Here is a 16,332-nt window from a genome sequence, read left to right on the forward strand (position 1 = left end):
AGGATTCCCAATACATTATAGTCCACAGTAAAAATAAATTCCCTCCTTCCCAGGTAAAAATCTCAAAATTCCTGACAGTTCTTATATATTGTTGTCCTCCTTTTGTAATTTCAATCGTCATCAGCAGAAAAAACAATTAATTATGAAAGAGTTCGCATTAATTTTCAGACTAAACAATACCACAGACTTCAAACCTTCGCCCGAACAAATGCAGGAGAGAATGAACTGGCTTGCCGGCATTGCCTCACAAAACAAACTGGCAGACAAAGGAAATACCCTTTTGCCAACGCTTGCAGGTGCCAAAACAGTCAGACCTAACAATGTGATATCGGACGGGCCTTATACCGAAATCAAGGAATTTATAAGTGGCTACATTGTGATCAGAACCGACACCATTGAAGAAGCTGTAGAAATCGCAAAATCTAATCCCATTTTCAAAATTGGCGGAAACATTGAAGTGAGAGAAGTTTTAAAACGTGATTAATGAAGCCCATCGTAAAATCGTCTGAGGAACTTTTACCGCACCTATTCCGGCAGGAATATGCTAAAATGACGGCAGTATTGTGCCGTCATTTTGGTTTAGCCCATATTGAACTGGCCGAAGATATTGCTAGTGAAACCTTTTTAAAAGCTTCGGAAAACTGGCCCATTAACGGAATACCGCAAAACCCAACGGCCTGGCTTTATACGGTTGCTAAAAACAAGCTCAAAGACTACTTTAAACACACAGCTATTTTTGAATCGCAGGTCAAAAAACAAATCATTGCATCTCCAATTTCAGACCAGCAAGATTTTGAATTCGATCCTAAAATTATAGCAGATAGCCAGCTAGCCATGATCTTTGCAGTATGCAACCCCGGTAATCCAATGGAAAATCAGATCTGTTTAGCCTTGCAAATACTCTGTGGTTTTAGTGTGGGAGAAATTGCAAATGCCTTTCTAACCAAAACCGAAACCATCAAGAAACGCCTGCTAAGGGCGAGAAACCAGCTTCGAAAAGACCATTTTCGAATCAAAGAGCTGAATGAAAAAGAAATCAGACAACGCCTGGAAACCGTATTGCGAACCTTATACCTGCTTTTTAATGAAGGGTATTTTTCAAAAACCAACAATCAGTTGATCAGAAAAGACCTTTGTTCAGAAGCCACCAGACTTGCCCTGGTGCTGACCGATAACCCGCTGACTAAAACCGCTCAAACTTATGCCTTACTTTCTTTAATGTGTTTTCAGAGCTCAAGACTGGAAGCAAGGACAAATCCTGAGGGAGAAGCCATTCTCTTTGAAGACCAGGACAAAAGTTTATGGGACAATGCATTGATAGAAAAGGGCAATTATTATTTAATCCATGCCTGTAGCGGGGCTGAAGTTACAAAATATCACCTGGAAGCGGGTATTGCTTATTGGCACACCACACCAACGGACCAAAAAAAATGGGAGCATATTTTACAGCTATATGATCAGCTCATCCTTATAGAAAATTCACCTGTCACTGCGTTGAACCGGCTGTTCGCGTTGGCCAAAGTCTATGGCAATGAAAAAGCGATAACTGAAGCGGAAAAAGTAAATGACAATCATAGCAATTCTTACCATGCATTGCTGGGCTATTTACATGCAGAGCGCAACATTGATACTGCTATCGAACATTATCAGCAAGCAATCAATCTGACAAAATCCGGCACAGAAAAAAAAACCTTGATAAAGGAGATTAAAAGGTTGACCAAAAAGAAAACACACAATAAGATCATCTGACCCCCTGACCTTGTCCCCATCCGGCCTGCCCGATCGTCATTAGCCCAGATTCACTTAAAACTTAAAAAATGAAAATGAAATCTTTAAACTATTGGCTATATACAGGCCTAATGTCCGCTTTTATGATCTTCGCTGCATGGTATGCCGAGACACATCAGGCAGAGTTTACCAGACGCCTGGGCTTTCCGGCTTACTTTCGGATAGAACTGACCATAGCCAAATTAATCGGTGCCTTAGTACTACTAATACCCCAGGTACCTCAAAGGATCAAAGAATGGGTATATATTGGTTTCTGCATCTGTATGGTCTCTGCTTTTATTGCAAAATGTAATAGCGGTTACGGATTTATTGGAGCCGCACAGCCTGCGTTTTCTTTGATCTTCTACCTGGCACTTATCTTGCTCCTCTATAAGCTACCCAAAAAAGAAACTATCCGGACAGCATAGGAAGCTAAGCGGGATTATTCGATAGGAGGCCACCTATATTCGTATAATGTAACCTCCTAGTACGGCCAGGTTGATCAGTCGATTTCGCTTTGAAAGGGGTAATTTTGAAAGTATTGTACATCTAAAGCACCGAACGCTTAAAAAGGGATATCATTTTCAAGTCTAATTTTACAGGATTGCATTTGCAGTTATAAAAACAGAGATGGCGGTGAGTAATTTGGTGAGTTGAATTTCCCAGGTCCACTCAGACACTAAACAAGACGGTTTTTAAGCTTAGGTACAAATTCCCCACTCTGCACCAAAAAGGTATCAGAACCGACAAAAAGCCTGCAAATCGCACGAATAGCAGGCATTTTCCTTTTTAGAACATACTATTTAGTGAAAATGCGTAATTTTATCATATGACCTTTTACAAGAAATGTGTTTTGCAGTAAACAAATCACCAATTCTGCCCACAGGATTAACGCGTCTTTAAATATCAATATGGAATCCATAACTATAAAAAGATCAACTCAGCCCTACAGAAGTCTTGTGTGGTTATTTGTGACGTTGATACCAGTTGTCTTGTTTTCCTATGCAATGTTCGAAGCCCATGGAAACAATGATCGTATTGTATTTGGAATTATTGCAATGGTCTTTTTACTTCCTGCGATCGTTGACTTTATTGCAAACAAACTGATTCGGTTAAAAGCAGCAATTATGATATCAGAGCAGGGGCTGATGTTGTCCTCCAGCAAAGGTTTATACGACAGCTTTGCTTTTCTGCAAATATTTCAGTTCCAACGCAAAAAGCTAATTCAATGGCAGAATATCACTGGATTTAGATTATTAGTTCATTATAAGTATCTTACTTCTTATCCAAACGAAGGTGAAGGTACAGCTTCAACAACCTATTCGGTAGCCCAGTATCAGCTCTGTGCTGAAAGTGAAACCAGGAATGAAGACGTCATTTTTTCTGTCCATAATTTAGACAGAACTCCCGATGAAATTCTCATGCATTGTAATGAATTTTTAAAAAAGTATAGGGATAAGATTTGAGGTCACATCAGCTCAGGGGTGTAAATTGTCTATTTCACCAAAGGTGACCAAGAATCATTATCGCCGAAAATACACTAAAGCCCATGCACGGACTGCACTCAATAAAAGCAAAATTACTACATGTATCTGTGATCTCATTTTTTTAATGTTTTACTAAAATTCGGATAAAATTTTGTACTTAAACCGTTCCCCAGAAATTTCGCACTTTTCTTAGGTATCGTTTTTTGAGTTAATTTCGTTGTGATCAAATAGGCAACGAGCAGATTTGGTATCCACGACAACCAGGCTACAATTATATAGGACGTGTCGTAGATACCGATAACTAAAATCAAAATAGGCAGCCAGATTCTTAGTGTAACAGCAGCAAAACAAGCCGCATAACTGTAGATCATCAGTAATTGATGTTTTCCGATTTGTTGTTTCCTGACGGTTAAGTATGCTATTAAGGTGGTACAAAACCAGATTATGCCTAAACAGCTAAATCCAAGTGATGCCCAGAAACCTCCATCCGAAAAAAGCGCTATGTAGAAACCGGAAAGGGAACTGAATAAAGCCGAAACAACATATATTTTTCCAGTAAGCCTGTGTACTTTGATATTTCTGGACCTAAGTTTTGAGCTAAACTGGAGCCATCCCACAAGTAATGCAACCCCTCCAAAAATAATATGTATATAAAAAGCAATATACCAGACGAGGTTGTTTAAAAGCCACTCTGGTTTGTCATTCATTATTCCAACCTTTCCATTTATTAAAAAATATTTAAGTGGATAAAGTCCAATAATAATTGAAAAAAAGCCAAATAAAATCCACAGGATTTTCTTTTTCATATCAGCGTACTATGTTTAAACTAGTGGGTGCTGCAGGTACAGCATCTTCCCAAACATTATGCAACAAAAATGTACACTAGCGGGCAAAAAATGGTTCCACTTTGTAAGGTGGCACCTATTATTGTTTAGATTGTAGCTTGCAGACTTAATTTCTGCTGTTTTAAATAGGTTGTTGGCGACACTCCTATCTTCTTTTTGAAGTTTCTATTAAAGGAAGTTTTAGAATTAAAGCCAACCTCATATGCTAAAGCTAATAAGGTGAATTTATGATTTCCGGGCCGCATCGAAATGAGTTTAAATTCTTCAATTCTAAGTCCATTGACATAATCATAGAAGTTTTTATCTTCCAGTGTATTGATTACCTGAGATAAAGCATTTGGATGGATGTTCAGTCGTTCCGCAAGTTCATTCAAGCTCAGTTCAGGATCTTTAAACAACTTTTCCTGCTGCATTAACTGCGTAACTTGCAAATGTATTTCTGACAAGAGCGTGTACCCCATTGTCGATTTTTGATATTTTACCTTTGTAGTTATTGAAGATTCATCTTCAATGACACCTAATAATCCCATCTCCAAATGGTTAGCAGGTAAAGTAATGACGTTATTGTTGAAAATCCCAACTTGTTTGATGCCAAAATAGCCAATAGACAAAATAAACAGGTCTACTAACGTAAAGGTAGAGATGTCATTGCCCAAGAGAATAGATAACCAGATCAGGGACATGCCGATCATCAGATTTCTTAACCAGTTCAGATTGATCTTTTCCAGATGAGAAACGAGGTTTGAAATATTTTTGCGGTGTCCTTCTATCAGATAAAGCGACATTATGATATAAGCAATACCAGAAGGTAAAATTGCGAAATGGACGATTTTTAATAAGCCCAAATAACCAATGCCATTGTTTTCGTAAATAAATATCTTCTCGCCTGTGGCCAACAAAAAGAACTTCGACAAAGCAATATATGCTAACACTGCAGGAAGAAAATGAAAAGAACAGTACAATTTCCCGATCTTCTTTCCAGTTAACAAAGTAGCATACAAATACAAAAATGGGCCATGAAGCAGTGGCATGGGAATCTCAAGACCCAAAAAGTACGGATATTCCAGAAATTTATCTGATGCAATTAAGTAATAGCAAAGCAGGTGAATAGAGATCAAAAATAGCCAGAAGGCCAATACCAAATCTGCCCTAGATTTACCTTTTTTTGTAAAAAGCAGTATGGAAAGAAATAAAGAAATGACAACTCCAACAATATGTATCATGGCCTATACTAAGTATGGGCTAAATATAAAAGAAAACGGTAGATTTTGAATTATCATCTCTCTTATCTAATCATTCAAATAGTTAATTCATTCATTGTTAGGCACCCATGCAATTAGAATAAAAAGCGATGGTTTGGACAGCACCCCTTTATATGATTTCATAAAACACAAGGAGGAATTTGATATTTTAAAAGCTGCAGAATGGGTTTCCGTTCACCAGCTGGTCCCGCATGACATCTTGACGTTGATTTAGTATAGCGCAGCAGCTGGCACAAAGACAAATCAGGGCAAAAGGTCTATAAAATAAAAGGCGCCAATCACGTTTATGACGCCTCCCATCCTTATACTTCTGACCGCCTGCCTAATCATTTACAGCAGGCAGGCGAAAAACGTTAAATTTTATTTTACAGTAAACGGCACTGAAATATTGCCCCATTCTAAAACAACCTTACCTGATTTATCGATGGTAAAAGTCATTTTTTCCACGAAGCTTTTTGCTTTTCCAGTTTTGGCATTTACGCGAATGACGTCAGCTGCTTCCTTGTATTCATAGGGACCCGCCGGGTTTGCGGTCTTGTTAAAAATCCACACCCAGTCCTGCGCGCCAGGAATCGAGTGCAATGAGTACTTTCCGGCTGGCAAAGCTTTTCCGTCAATGGTCACATCTTTACCCACTTCAAAAATAGTGGCCTCGTTTGCTCCGGTTCGCCAAACTTTACCGTCAAATGGTGCGATTTCTTTACCTACAGTACGGCCTTTTACCGAAGGTGCGCTGTAATCGATCGTGATTGCTGTGCCTGATTTAGTTGTTCCTTTAGCGATTGCAGGCGGACTCGGGCGTTTACTTTTATCTTCTTTTGGTTTGTCCTGAGCAAATAAAGTTGCTGAAGTAAACAAAGTCACAATTAGAGACAGTACAAATATTTTTTTCATAACATTTAATTTTTTGATTGCTACTAATATAACAAATTTTCATTCGACTGTCATTTGTCCTAAATACACCTTCAATTAACCTAATCATGGAAAAACAAAAAACCCGGCATAGACTGGGTATTATTCCATATGAGGCCACCTCTTTCGCAGAACGCGGCCTCATCTGACAGTCCAAAATTGGGAAAGAACCATATTATGACCTCAGGAATGCTGATTTGATCTGCATACTGGAGAAACTCGTGAAAAGCCTTTTAGTGATTGAGAGAAGCTTGTTTTTAAGCCCGACGAAATGCTATGCTCAGGGATGTCAGATATAAATAAAATTCGTCGCCTATATTTGTAATTCGACCACGCAATTTTTGGTAACGCCCGGCAGTCGCTCAGGCGACAATTTTGACCCGAAATGAATGATTCATAAAAAAGTGTTAAAAAACCTCCTACATATTTTCTTGTCGAAAAACTCAGACACGAAATAAGACGTTTTTTTTTTGCGCTTAGGTACAAATCCCCCACTCTAGGATTTCTGTAATAATATGCTGTTAGCGTATATCCAATTCTTACGGGATAACCATCATGCTCCTTTCTGCAGACTAAAAGATTTTCTTCCGGATTTTTAACTCTTCAAATCCCTCGATTTCTACAAGTATATGCTTCCTATGTATCCGCTTCTTCAGTTTCATCGGCACAGATCTGCTGGTCAACCGTCTGGCAATCCTTTGCATTATAGGCATGTCAAATGAAAGCTGCCGGAACTTTGGATGTAGTCAGTTATTCGAAACTTTCTTACCGTAAAGGTGTTAACTAATTAAACAATCAACAGATGAAATTACTAAACAATGATCAAGCGCCGGCTCCAGGAGCTGGTGTACTTTCAGTATCTTTAAAGGAAACAGAAGATGAACAGTTTGACTCGATTAAAAATCCAGTAAATGAACATGATCTTTGGGAGCTGATCAACCAAGAACTCGTCAGCGATGGTTCACCTGTATGGCGGATGTGGTGCTAACTGAAAAAACTTCCAGGAAATGAGAGTTACCGGGGCAAGCAACAAATTAACTAAGCCTTAAACTGTACTGTTTTTCTGGGCTTTTCTGGGATGCTATATAGGCTTGTTCTGCAGGTAATTTTCGATTTGCTCTCCAAGATGCTCGAGTAAAGCTTCAACAGCCATTCCTTCACCGCACCAGCTTTTGCCACTTCCACCCAACTCCTGCCACATCACACCCAGGGTGGTATGCTGGTCGAAAATGGCATATTTAGGCTCTTCCAAATCAGGAACTACAAGTAGTGGTCTCAGCTCCCCTTCAATGATCACCTGAACCTCAAATGGCTCCCATCCTTCTTCAATATTTCCCATTTAATTAAGTTTTTTCATCACAAAATAAAGATACTTGATATTCAGATCATGGCAATAGCAATCGTGGATTGCTATTGCCCCGAATCTTCGAACAGATTTACCAGCTGTCGGCGTAAACGACAAATAATTTTATCATCACACTGAAGCGCTATTTCCTTGAGCCTGGCTCACCCATACGTCTGAACGGAGCAAGTGCATCAGCTGGTGGGCTATCGTCATCCGTATCTGTTTTCGATTCGCTAGGGCTGTTAACTTTACTGTCTTCAAAGTCAGATAAACCTTGTTTTTTACGTTTCTCTTCCAGCTCCTTTGACTGCTGATCTCGAATTTGCTTTTCCATAATAAATAGCTATTAATTAGAATCCTATAAATCGATAACACCTAAATGTTTTTAGAATTGTAAGCCCCATTTTCCCGATCGCTTTTATAGTTCATGGCATCGTCTTCTTTGCCATTCTCCTGCACGCCTGTCTGATCTTTCAGTTGGTCTGCTTTGTCTTTCTGTCCTTCTTCCTGCATTCGAGATATGCTCATCTTAGCATTAATATTATGCTTACGCTTGTTATCCCTGGTTTTCAGTGGCTGTACGGAAGAGGATTTAAGGCTCGCATGAGCGGCATCATTATTAACGTTAGCGTCCTGACTATTTTTGAGGTTTTCCTGGATATTCATAGTGAAAATGTTTAGGTGTAAATACAACAATCTTAAACACTTATGGTTTTAATATTTCAGGAGCCATTGATCCTGCGTTTTATTTTATGCTTTGATGCCCACTTGAGCTGATGAGAGGAAAATCTACTGGACTGCAAAGCGGAAATCTATCGAAATTACAAAATGAAAAAAAATAGGTCAGTATTTCTAGCAAAACGGTAATTTTGGGTAATGTCTTCCAAATTCCAAATCCTTTATTTTTTTGAAAATGCCCGCCTAATGATTGCGGAGATCAAGCGTTTGGATCTTCCAGAAAACGCAAGCTATACTGAAACTTGTCATTGGCTTTATTTCGATAAACAAACGGGCGCACTGATGAAGCTTTGGTTCCATACGATGGATTCCTCTGGAGAAATCGAAGAAAGGTATTTTGAGCAGGGATTTTTGAAATTCAATGGCACCCAGGCCACCTTTATTGAAAAGTACAACTCAGCTCAACATACTCTGGACAGACGTAGTACAAAAGAAGCATCACCTGAACTCATATCGGTGCTGGAAAGCTATTTTAAACACCCTGAAGGGAAAAAAGATTGATTATTTTGCTGAGGCACTGTTGGGGACATTGCCATTGCCTTGTGCATTACCTTAATTTCCTGCAGTCGGCGCTGAACAGGTCGCGGAATTGCTCTTTCCCATGAACCCCAAATTAATAATAGGCATCAGGTTAAGACCTGTCCAAAGATCCACTATCGAAAGTTTCGCATAGCGATGTATGCTTCATCAAAAAAACATCCTTTACCTTACTTGATCTTGCCAAAACTTTGGGCAATGATAGCAATATGTTCTTTTATTTTTACTTTCTGAAGATGCTCCACTTTTTCCTGCCCACCTAAACTAAGCAAAGGCACATACCCAAAACATTCGTCGTATTGCAGGGCTCCATGGTTTTCCTTGGCGGTGAGGTAATTATGGTCGCTCAAATTAGCCCTTAAAAAGCCCTCATCCGCTAAATCCATATCAAAAAACCATTCCATGTCATCCCCACTTTCTATAATGGAATCCTTGCCATTTCTAAAATATACTGCCCGGATCGCATCACCTGTCCAGGTCAGGAAATCTCCAAGGGCAGTAACCCCAAAAACGATTTCGACATCCGTATTGTCATAGGCTTCATCAAACACAGGTTGAAACTCTAACGGATTAATCAACTTCAGATAGCCATTCATAAAGATTCCAAACCCATAGCTATTCCAAAAGTCAATAAGCTGAGGAGGCAGTTTGCCCTCGTACTTATCCGATACATCGCCTGTTGCCTTTAGTACAATCGAATAGTTCGGGTATTTTTCAAAAAATATATCAAACATAGGCCGAAGGGTTGTTTTAATCAGATGAACCATTCCAACAAGAGGTTTACTACTAAAGAAGGGAAATAACAAACATCGCTTTCAACAAATATTCTGAAAACTTCATGAAATATCAAGGGTTATGCTTAAAAACGTTTTGCAGGGCAGCTAAGGCGGAGTACGGGAAAGATAAACCCATCCAGGGTAACAATACTAAGGATGGTACGGCAAATGTGTGCACGCCTTACGCTGACTAAACGAATAAATGATTCGCTAAACATTTTTTATAAAGCACGATGAATCCAGCGTTGGTAAGTCAATTCAAATTTAGTTTCGCCATTGGAATAGCTTCCGACCTGAGTCCAGCCTTGAAGTGGATAGAATCGTTCTGCACGTGTATTCGGTGCTGTCCCTAAAACTACCTTGTCCTTAGTCTGCTGAAAATACCAATCGATCATTAGTCGATGCAATTCCTTTCCAATCCCTTTTTCTGCAAACTCCGGATCTACAAACAATGCCCAGACACTCTTTTCCAACAGGTCAATAATTGAAAAACCCACAACCCTACCATCCACCTCACAAACCCACCCCTTACCTCTTTCGGAAATGTAATACGCCACATCTTTATCAGGAACAAGATCGGGATTGCTCAAAGTATTCTCTTTCACCAGATGCCGTACTACCTGCATCTGTTTAATATCTGAAAGTTTCGCGGTTCTAAAAATCATAAAGCAGGTTTTCAATTACAGGTCAAAAATTTTTACTACGCCCTTTTACATGACCTGTCTCATCAGGCAGTCAACCAGCGTATCCCTTTCATGAATTTTGTCATTTAAGGTGGTTTTTATATTTATTTTCCGGTGTTGTCGGAGAATTATGAAATCCGGCTGCGTACATTATAAATAAGATGTTCGCTGCAAATATAAAAAACAGCCGTGTTCCTTTCAAATATTTTTGGACAGTCTATTCGTTTCTTGCTGAATGCACAGAAGTTTAATTTGTAGTGACAAGTCAAATACCCTGTGTTATTAGTGGAGATTTTGTTTCCTTAATTTTTGTGTGTCTAATCCTATTTTATTGCAACGAAATCAAAATTTCTTATCCTACATCAACTCAATGGCCACAAAAATTTTAGAGCTTTGATTTATCAACGAAAAGCACAACTTAAAAACTAAAATTATGGCTAAGATTATCACAAAAGACGGAACTGAAATTTATTACAAAGATTGGGGAACAGGTCAACCACTGGTATTCCATCATGGCTGGCCACTATCAGGCGACGACTGGGACGCGCAGATGATGTTCTTTCTGCAAAAAGGATACAGAGTAATCGCCCATGACCGCAGGGGGCATGGGAGATCAAGTCAGGTTTCCGGTGGACACGATATGGATACTTATGCAGCAGATGTCGCAGCCCTTACCGAGGCGCTCGATTTGAGGGATGCTATACATATCGGCCACTCAACAGGCGGCGGCGAAGCGATTCATTACGCTGCAAACCTGGGGAAAAACCGCGTCGCTAAAGTTGTACTTATCAGCGCGGTAACACCATTAATGTTGCAGACAGAAAACAATCCCGATGGTGTACCGATGGCTGTATTTGACGAAATACGTCAGGGTACCGCATTTAACAGGGCACAATATTTCCAGGACTTCACCATCCCCTTTTACGGCTATAACCGTGAAGGTGCCAAAATATCGCAGGGCATCAGGGATAATTGGTGGAGACAGGGAATGATGGGAAGCGTAAAAGCACATCATGGTGGTATTAAGGCATTTTCAGAAACAGACTTCACAGAGGACCTTAAAAGTGTGGATATTCCGGTACTGGTTTTGCATGGAGAAGATGACCAGATCGTTCCATTTCCTATCTCGGGAGCAAAAGCCATCAAATTACTAAAAAACGGGAAATTGATTTCATATCCTGGTTTTCCTCATGGCATGCCGGCTACTGAGGCACCCACTATCAACAAAGATCTTCTGGCTTTTATTCAATCTTAAACAGATTTCAATAACTGGAAATTAGCACATTCCGCAACCCAGAAAAGCTGTCATAACTTAATTTGACAGCTTTTTTTTATTGGTAATGAGCCGATTGTTAAAGCAACACTCATGAATAAGATTAACTTTCCCTACCAGATGAGATTTTCAAAATAGCCAAGTGTGTTAATGTCCTGTTTATTAAAACAATTCTAAAGTGTGATCGTTATATAACTGAAGGCTAATGTATCAAGCTTAATTTATTAACCTAAATTTAGAACAATGAAGAACAGACAAGATGCAAGGCATAGCAGTTCGGAACAGGGCAAACCTACTTCAGATCGAATGTATCACAATGCCAAAGACGACAAAAAGCAACAGGGAATTACCAATGGCGGAGGTCAGAGGTCAGACCAGACTTCCAATAAAGACAATCAACGTAAACGAGAAGGTCATTAAAATACTTTTTGCGTTTTCGGGTAAATATTCTATTAGCTGTAAAAAGGTGTTCAGGTCAGAACACCTTTTTTTGTCTTCTTAGACTTTCAGCGTTTTTAAACATGGAAGCTGAAAATAAGTTAAGAGCGATTTTCCATGAACCAACTGGCGATTAAGCAATTTGAAAAAAACAGGAGCCGGCCGGTGCTTAAACGTACTGGAGCTTCTCCGGTTTTTAATATTAAAAGCGGCTTAATTGTGGGTAGGAAACGCGAGTTGAACTAAATAAGAATATAAGCAAGATTAGATTGTTATTTTAACGGAAACAGATTTTTTCAATAAAGAACGCTTGGGTCAAGTCGCGAACCCCGAACCACCCTGGCCACTGTTATATAGAGATAAGCGCTGGTTGACATCAGTGCTTATTAATCTCCTGGCGATGAAAAGTACAGATTTTTCAGGATTCACTTCAGGGAAATGCTATTCAGCAAGAGAAATTAGGTAATATTCATTTATATCAATTCTGTTTGAGAAGAACAAACCATTAGCATCATTCGTTTCACGCTGTCAAAAAGCGGGAACAACAAAATCTAAAACATTCTGTATTAACCATTGTAGTTATTAAACAGAAAACTAACGTTGAACATTAAAACAATAATCATGGGACAATTAAGCAATCGAACCATAGCCGTTTTATCGGAAAACGGTTTTGAAGAAACAGAATTGACAAGCCCTGTTGAAAGGTTAAAAGAAGAAGGTGCCACAGTTCATATCATCTCGTCTAAATCAGGCAAGATACAGGCAATGAAGGGCGACCATCAGTGGACAATTGAAGTGGATGTAGACAAGACAATCAATGAAGCTAATGCTGATGACTATCATGCATTAGTAATTCCCGGTGGGGTATTAAATCCCGACGCATTAAGAAAGAATGAGGATGCCGTCGACTTTGTAAAAGCTTTTTTTGACCTTGGAAAACCAGTAGCAGCGATCTGTCACGGCCCGCAAGTGCTGATTACAGCTGAAGTTGTAGAAGGTAGAAAGTTGACTTCAACAAAAACCATAAAAATTGACCTGTTGAATGCTGGTGCTGAATGGTATGACCAGGAAGTTGTAGTTGACGCGGGTTTGGTCACCAGCCGAAGCCCAAGAGATCTCCCTGCTTTTAATGACAAGATGGTAGAAGAATTTGCAGAGGGTGTCCATGAAGGGCAACATTCCTAACCCATAAAATTAAGCGGGTATCTAAAAGGTCCCGCTTTGTGTTATTACTGGAAATATCACTCTATACTATTTACCATGACAAAACTTAAAACAGCAGTTCTGGTGGGCAGCCTTCGCAAGGAATCCTGGAACAGAAAAACAGCCAATGCACTCATTGCACTTGCTCCTGACTTACTTACATTGGAGATTATCAGTATCGGCGATCTGCCGCTTTACAACGAAGACCTGGAAACAGCTCCACCTTCGCAATGGACAACCTTCCGTAAACACCTGGCAACTTTTGACGCAGTACTTTTTGTCACTCCAGAATATAACAGGTCTGTTCCCGCAGTACTCAAAAATGCCCTTGATGTCGGCTCTCGTCCATATGGGAAAAGCTGTTGGGATGGAAAACCTGGTGCGGTGATCAGCGTATCTCCTGGCAACATTGGGGCCTTTGGGGCAAATCATCACCTGCGCCAGTCCCTTGTATTTCTGAACGTTCCTGCTATGGCTCAGCCGGAGGCCTATATCGGGGGTGCCGCTAGCTTATTTGACGATAAGGGTATACTCACCAATGAATCTACCAGGGCATTGTTAAAGAAATTTATGGATAGTTTCCAGCTCTGGATCACTAGCAATGTAAAAAAGTAAGAAGATTTTTGTTGATCCTTCATATTACGCCCATGAGGAATATAGACAAAGGTAAATTCCCCTCTTATGCTATAAGCTTATTTTACATTACCTTCAAACTTTAATTTTTCAAACACATCATGCCCGAAACCCATTAAATTAATCACAATCAATCCTTATCTATGAATGCGCTAATTATTATCGATGTGCAGTATGATTTTTTACCCGGAGGTGCTTTAGCTGTTAACCATGGTGACGAAATCGTCCAAACCATTAACGACTTACAGTCAGAATATGATCTGGTAGTAGCCACGCAAGATTGGCATCCAAGGGGTCATAAAAGTTTCTTTACTTCCCACCCAAATAAAATACCATTTGAAGAAATATCGTTAAACGGATTAAATCAGGTACTATGGCCTGAGCATTGCATACAGGGAACAAAGGGCGCAGAACTGGTTCCAGAACTTTTAACGAATGCTGTTGAGGCTATTTTTAGAAAAGGGGTGGATAAAGAAATTGACAGTTACAGCGGCTTTTTTGACAATGGCAGAAAAAAATCTACAGGCATGGCCGATTACCTTAAAGGAAGAGGCGTTACTGAAGTAGCCGTTTGCGGAGTGGCCGCTGATTTTTGTGTGTATTATACTGCAAATGACGCGTTAGACTTAGGTTTTAAATCAAGTATTATAACGCGCGCCGCTAAACCGATAGACCGGGAAAGATATGAACGTGTTAAAAAAGACTTTCAGCTAAAGGGGGGAACTGTTATTTGATCACCCGAACGATCATGCCTGCCGATTGTTAACAGAGCAGTAAATTATTTGACGACAATGACAAAAGAAAATCATTCTGCCACCAATCTAAAAAATCTTGCACGGATAATCTTGGGCCTATTTATGATATTGGCAGGTTTGGGGCATCTAAGTTTTCAGCGGGAAGAATTTCAGGCACAGGTACCAAACTGGATCCCAATGAACCAAGACCTGGTCGTCCTGCTTTCAGGAATCGTGGAGATTTTACTGGGAGTGACAATGATCTTTTGGCGCAAACAAAGAATTAAAGTCGGCATAGCACTTGCCATCTTTTATATACTGGTTTTCCCTGGCAACATTGCCCAGTACACTGAACATCGCAACGCATTCCGGCTGGATACCGACACCAAGCGTCTGGCACGGCTTTTCTTCCAGCCTGTGCTCATCATTTGGGCACTATGGTCCAGTGGTGGTCTCAAACGACAAACCGCACCCGAGCGGAAAAACTAATCGTTGCTGCAACCTAAAACCAGACAGAGACCTGAGCTACACCTTCAATTAAACAATTTTTCATCTATTCTTTGAAGAAAAGCGCAGTCTTTTTGAGCTTTGCCAATGTTCATGTTCCCTTAATTTTCTGCAAACACGCGAGGTGTAAGAGACTTTGCCACACCCTGTCTCTCCACTCAGCCAATCGACCTTTTAGAATTATTGGCAATTAAATTAGCAATGCTAATGCAGATAAGTTAGATTATTTTGGCATAAACCAGGCGATATCTAATTGCGCTGGATGAGAACCTTGAAAACCACGATGTCATCCATAAATTAAAATCCAATGACAAACCTTTTCAATAAGCGTATGTTATTTGATTATGTGCCACTAATTTTTAAACATGAAGTCTAAAGCAAAAGAACGTAGTACCTTTGATTCAGTCAAAAATGCTGCTATAAGCAAGCACACTCATTATTTTCATGCTGATGAAGATTTTAGAGAAGACCGGGACTGGGGAAAAACGGAAACAATTGAGTTCCCCGACAAACAGGATACCTTAAAAATCCATAAAAAAAGAGCATAGTTAAAGTGCTTATTTAGCATCTGAAACCTGAATTTCTGATCAGGTCTTATCCCTATATGGCAGGGTTTATGAGCCATCTGACTGCCCCCCACATCTCAGCAAGGAATCAGGATAACTATTGCTATTCAGCAAATTTTACCCTAATTTGAAAAGAAATTAGACGATGAAGCAGCATAACCTGGAAAGATATATTACAGCACAAAAATCGGTCTTTCAAACCGCTCTGACTGAAATTCAAAACGGCAGGAAAAGCAGTCATTGGATGTGGTATGTATTTCCTCAAATCCAGGGGCTTGGTTATACGGAGATTTCGAGATTTTATGCCATTCGAGACATTGATGAGGCCAAAGAATATCTGCAGCATCGGACATTAGGACCTAGACTCATTTTAATGTGCAATAGCTTACTGGAACTTAAAACCAATGACGCACATCGAGTATTTGGCAGTCCGGATGACCTGAAACTAAAATCATGCATGACCCTATTTGCCTCGGTTTCACCTACAGATCCGGTCTTCGAAAAAGTACTTGATAAATTCTATAACGGTTTAAAGGACCACATCACACTGAAAATATTAAACCTGCAACTAAGGAAGTAAGAATCGTCTCTATTTTTAAAAAATCGCAGAAATGACAGCGATGATG

General features: G+C 39.7%; 22 protein-coding genes. 14 read left to right on the plus strand and 8 right to left on the minus strand.

The genetic code is table 11. The annotated features are described in order from the left end of the window. Positions 1 to 142 precede the first annotated feature (142 nt). The 4 genes from AC1DDK_RS09595 (at position 143) to AC1DDK_RS09610 (ending at position 3,233) form a co-directional block, all read left to right on the plus strand. Positions 143 to 484 carry a YciI family protein gene (locus AC1DDK_RS09595; RefSeq protein ID WP_172663420.1) on the plus strand — a complete coding sequence of 114 codons (342 nt, stop codon included), beginning with the start codon at positions 143 to 145 and terminating at the stop codon, positions 482 to 484. Beyond that, entirely contained in the window at positions 484 to 1,749 is a 1,266-nt protein-coding gene (locus AC1DDK_RS09600; RefSeq protein WP_216854501.1) for an RNA polymerase sigma factor, read from the plus strand. The genes AC1DDK_RS09595 and AC1DDK_RS09600 overlap by 1 nt, the downstream gene beginning before the upstream one ends. A 68-nt stretch (positions 1,750 to 1,817) precedes the next feature. Beyond that, complete coding sequence (locus AC1DDK_RS09605; protein ID WP_337714952.1) at positions 1,818 to 2,195, plus strand: DoxX family protein; 378 nt, start codon at positions 1,818 to 1,820, stop codon at positions 2,193 to 2,195. 483 nt (positions 2,196 to 2,678) lie between these two features. Further along, complete coding sequence (locus AC1DDK_RS09610) at positions 2,679 to 3,233, plus strand: hypothetical protein (protein WP_172663422.1); 555 nt, start codon at positions 2,679 to 2,681, stop codon at positions 3,231 to 3,233. A gap of 134 nt (positions 3,234 to 3,367) precedes the next feature. Here AC1DDK_RS09610 and AC1DDK_RS09615 read toward each other — a convergent pair whose 3' ends face one another. The 3 genes from AC1DDK_RS09615 to AC1DDK_RS09625 all read right to left on the minus strand — a co-directional run bounded on the left by AC1DDK_RS09615 (position 3,368) and on the right by AC1DDK_RS09625 (position 6,255). After that, positions 3,368 to 4,060, minus strand: a complete 693-nt coding sequence (locus tag AC1DDK_RS09615) for a DUF2306 domain-containing protein (RefSeq protein WP_337714954.1) — start codon at positions 4,058 to 4,060, stop codon at positions 3,368 to 3,370. 125 nt (positions 4,061 to 4,185) lie between these two features. Further along, positions 4,186 to 5,322 (minus strand): helix-turn-helix domain-containing protein, encoded by a 1,137-nt coding sequence (locus AC1DDK_RS09620; RefSeq protein WP_337714956.1) that lies wholly within the window; start codon positions 5,320 to 5,322, stop codon positions 4,186 to 4,188. A gap of 399 nt (positions 5,323 to 5,721) precedes the next feature. After that, positions 5,722 to 6,255 carry a DUF2911 domain-containing protein gene (locus AC1DDK_RS09625; RefSeq protein WP_172663425.1) on the minus strand — a complete coding sequence of 178 codons (534 nt, stop codon included), beginning with the start codon at positions 6,253 to 6,255 and terminating at the stop codon, positions 5,722 to 5,724. An 820-nt stretch (positions 6,256 to 7,075) separates the two neighbouring features. Here AC1DDK_RS09625 and AC1DDK_RS09630 point away from each other — a divergent pair. Further along, positions 7,076 to 7,261, plus strand: a complete 186-nt coding sequence (locus tag AC1DDK_RS09630) for a hypothetical protein (protein ID WP_172663426.1) — start codon at positions 7,076 to 7,078, stop codon at positions 7,259 to 7,261. Positions 7,262 to 7,354: 93 nt separating this feature from the next. Here AC1DDK_RS09630 and AC1DDK_RS09635 read toward each other — a convergent pair whose 3' ends face one another. From AC1DDK_RS09635 to AC1DDK_RS09645, 3 genes are all read right to left on the minus strand, one after another. Further along, entirely contained in the window at positions 7,355 to 7,612 is a 258-nt protein-coding gene (locus tag AC1DDK_RS09635) for a hypothetical protein (protein ID WP_477612079.1), read from the minus strand. A gap of 148 nt (positions 7,613 to 7,760) precedes the next feature. Further along, positions 7,761 to 7,952: a hypothetical protein gene (locus AC1DDK_RS09640; RefSeq protein ID WP_337714958.1), complete on the minus strand. Its 192-nt coding sequence runs from the start codon at positions 7,950 to 7,952 to the stop codon at positions 7,761 to 7,763. A 41-nt stretch (positions 7,953 to 7,993) separates the two neighbouring features. After that, entirely contained in the window at positions 7,994 to 8,284 is a 291-nt protein-coding gene (locus tag AC1DDK_RS09645; protein ID WP_172663429.1) for a hypothetical protein, read from the minus strand. Between the two features lie 210 nt (positions 8,285 to 8,494). Between AC1DDK_RS09645 and AC1DDK_RS09650 the strand changes: the two genes are divergently transcribed. Further along, a complete protein-coding gene (locus AC1DDK_RS09650) occupies positions 8,495 to 8,857 on the plus strand; it encodes a hypothetical protein (RefSeq protein WP_288880101.1) in 363 nt (120 codons plus the stop codon). A gap of 206 nt (positions 8,858 to 9,063) precedes the next feature. On the opposite strand, the gene AC1DDK_RS09655 is transcribed toward AC1DDK_RS09650, so the two are convergent. Both AC1DDK_RS09655 and AC1DDK_RS09660 read right to left on the minus strand, forming a co-directional pair. Beyond that, complete coding sequence (locus tag AC1DDK_RS09655; protein WP_337714960.1) at positions 9,064 to 9,627, minus strand: T6SS immunity protein Tdi1 domain-containing protein; 564 nt, start codon at positions 9,625 to 9,627, stop codon at positions 9,064 to 9,066. A gap of 263 nt (positions 9,628 to 9,890) precedes the next feature. Continuing rightward, positions 9,891 to 10,334: a GNAT family N-acetyltransferase gene (locus tag AC1DDK_RS09660; RefSeq protein ID WP_172663432.1), complete on the minus strand. Its 444-nt coding sequence runs from the start codon at positions 10,332 to 10,334 to the stop codon at positions 9,891 to 9,893. 451 nt (positions 10,335 to 10,785) lie between these two features. On the opposite strand from AC1DDK_RS09660, the gene AC1DDK_RS09665 reads away from it, so the two are divergent. From AC1DDK_RS09665 to AC1DDK_RS09700, 8 genes are all read left to right on the plus strand, one after another. Beyond that, positions 10,786 to 11,607 (plus strand): alpha/beta fold hydrolase, encoded by an 822-nt coding sequence (locus AC1DDK_RS09665; protein WP_337714962.1) that lies wholly within the window; start codon positions 10,786 to 10,788, stop codon positions 11,605 to 11,607. Between the two features lie 261 nt (positions 11,608 to 11,868). Further along, complete coding sequence (locus AC1DDK_RS09670; protein ID WP_172663434.1) at positions 11,869 to 12,045, plus strand: hypothetical protein; 177 nt, start codon at positions 11,869 to 11,871, stop codon at positions 12,043 to 12,045. A gap of 639 nt (positions 12,046 to 12,684) precedes the next feature. Beyond that, positions 12,685 to 13,248: a type 1 glutamine amidotransferase domain-containing protein gene (locus tag AC1DDK_RS09675; protein WP_172663435.1), complete on the plus strand. Its 564-nt coding sequence runs from the start codon at positions 12,685 to 12,687 to the stop codon at positions 13,246 to 13,248. 75 nt (positions 13,249 to 13,323) lie between these two features. Then, on the plus strand, positions 13,324 to 13,881 hold the full coding sequence (locus tag AC1DDK_RS09680) for an NADPH-dependent FMN reductase (protein ID WP_337714964.1): 558 nt from the start codon (positions 13,324 to 13,326) through the stop codon (positions 13,879 to 13,881). A gap of 161 nt (positions 13,882 to 14,042) precedes the next feature. Further along, positions 14,043 to 14,633, plus strand: coding sequence for a bifunctional nicotinamidase/pyrazinamidase (pncA, locus tag AC1DDK_RS09685; RefSeq protein ID WP_337714966.1), 591 nt, complete (start codon positions 14,043 to 14,045; stop codon positions 14,631 to 14,633). A gap of 57 nt (positions 14,634 to 14,690) precedes the next feature. Beyond that, the gene (locus AC1DDK_RS09690) at positions 14,691 to 15,122 is read left to right on the plus strand and encodes a DoxX family protein (protein WP_337714968.1); all 432 of its coding nucleotides are present in this window, start codon (positions 14,691 to 14,693) and stop codon (positions 15,120 to 15,122) included. A gap of 383 nt (positions 15,123 to 15,505) precedes the next feature. After that, positions 15,506 to 15,688 carry a hypothetical protein gene (locus AC1DDK_RS09695; protein ID WP_337714969.1) on the plus strand — a complete coding sequence of 61 codons (183 nt, stop codon included), beginning with the start codon at positions 15,506 to 15,508 and terminating at the stop codon, positions 15,686 to 15,688. A 163-nt stretch (positions 15,689 to 15,851) separates the two neighbouring features. Beyond that, entirely contained in the window at positions 15,852 to 16,286 is a 435-nt protein-coding gene (locus AC1DDK_RS09700; protein WP_172663440.1) for a DUF1810 domain-containing protein, read from the plus strand. The last annotated feature ends 46 nt before the right edge of the window (positions 16,287 to 16,332 follow it).

The sequence above is a fragment of the Pedobacter sp. 05T44 genome (genome assembly GCF_056395985.1).

Excerpts from the sequence above, each read along its gene's own strand:
- AC1DDK_RS09595 (WP_172663420.1), top strand. The coding sequence starts at position 143 with ATGAAAGAGTTCGCATTAATTTTCAGACTAAACAATACCACAGACTTC.
- AC1DDK_RS09600 (WP_216854501.1), top strand. The coding sequence starts at position 484 with ATGAAGCCCATCGTAAAATCGTCTGAGGAACTTTTACCGCACCTATTC.
- AC1DDK_RS09605 (WP_337714952.1), top strand. The coding sequence starts at position 1,818 with ATGAAAATGAAATCTTTAAACTATTGGCTATATACAGGCCTAATGTCC.
- AC1DDK_RS09610 (WP_172663422.1), top strand. The coding sequence starts at position 2,679 with ATGGAATCCATAACTATAAAAAGATCAACTCAGCCCTACAGAAGTCTT.
- AC1DDK_RS09615 (WP_337714954.1), bottom strand. The coding sequence starts at position 4,060 with ATGAAAAAGAAAATCCTGTGGATTTTATTTGGCTTTTTTTCAATTATT.
- AC1DDK_RS09620 (WP_337714956.1), bottom strand. The coding sequence starts at position 5,322 with ATGATACATATTGTTGGAGTTGTCATTTCTTTATTTCTTTCCATACTG.
- AC1DDK_RS09625 (WP_172663425.1), bottom strand. The coding sequence starts at position 6,255 with ATGAAAAAAATATTTGTACTGTCTCTAATTGTGACTTTGTTTACTTCA.
- AC1DDK_RS09630 (WP_172663426.1), top strand. The coding sequence starts at position 7,076 with ATGAAATTACTAAACAATGATCAAGCGCCGGCTCCAGGAGCTGGTGTA.
- AC1DDK_RS09635 (WP_477612079.1), bottom strand. The coding sequence starts at position 7,612 with ATGGGAAATATTGAAGAAGGATGGGAGCCATTTGAGGTTCAGGTGATC.
- AC1DDK_RS09640 (WP_337714958.1), bottom strand. The coding sequence starts at position 7,952 with ATGGAAAAGCAAATTCGAGATCAGCAGTCAAAGGAGCTGGAAGAGAAA.
- AC1DDK_RS09645 (WP_172663429.1), bottom strand. The coding sequence starts at position 8,284 with ATGAATATCCAGGAAAACCTCAAAAATAGTCAGGACGCTAACGTTAAT.
- AC1DDK_RS09650 (WP_288880101.1), top strand. The coding sequence starts at position 8,495 with ATGTCTTCCAAATTCCAAATCCTTTATTTTTTTGAAAATGCCCGCCTA.
- AC1DDK_RS09655 (WP_337714960.1), bottom strand. The coding sequence starts at position 9,627 with ATGTTTGATATATTTTTTGAAAAATACCCGAACTATTCGATTGTACTA.
- AC1DDK_RS09660 (WP_172663432.1), bottom strand. The coding sequence starts at position 10,334 with ATGATTTTTAGAACCGCGAAACTTTCAGATATTAAACAGATGCAGGTA.
- AC1DDK_RS09665 (WP_337714962.1), top strand. The coding sequence starts at position 10,786 with ATGGCTAAGATTATCACAAAAGACGGAACTGAAATTTATTACAAAGAT.
- AC1DDK_RS09670 (WP_172663434.1), top strand. The coding sequence starts at position 11,869 with ATGAAGAACAGACAAGATGCAAGGCATAGCAGTTCGGAACAGGGCAAA.
- AC1DDK_RS09675 (WP_172663435.1), top strand. The coding sequence starts at position 12,685 with ATGGGACAATTAAGCAATCGAACCATAGCCGTTTTATCGGAAAACGGT.
- AC1DDK_RS09680 (WP_337714964.1), top strand. The coding sequence starts at position 13,324 with ATGACAAAACTTAAAACAGCAGTTCTGGTGGGCAGCCTTCGCAAGGAA.
- pncA (WP_337714966.1), top strand. The coding sequence starts at position 14,043 with ATGAATGCGCTAATTATTATCGATGTGCAGTATGATTTTTTACCCGGA.
- AC1DDK_RS09690 (WP_337714968.1), top strand. The coding sequence starts at position 14,691 with ATGACAAAAGAAAATCATTCTGCCACCAATCTAAAAAATCTTGCACGG.
- AC1DDK_RS09695 (WP_337714969.1), top strand. The coding sequence starts at position 15,506 with ATGAAGTCTAAAGCAAAAGAACGTAGTACCTTTGATTCAGTCAAAAAT.
- AC1DDK_RS09700 (WP_172663440.1), top strand. The coding sequence starts at position 15,852 with ATGAAGCAGCATAACCTGGAAAGATATATTACAGCACAAAAATCGGTC.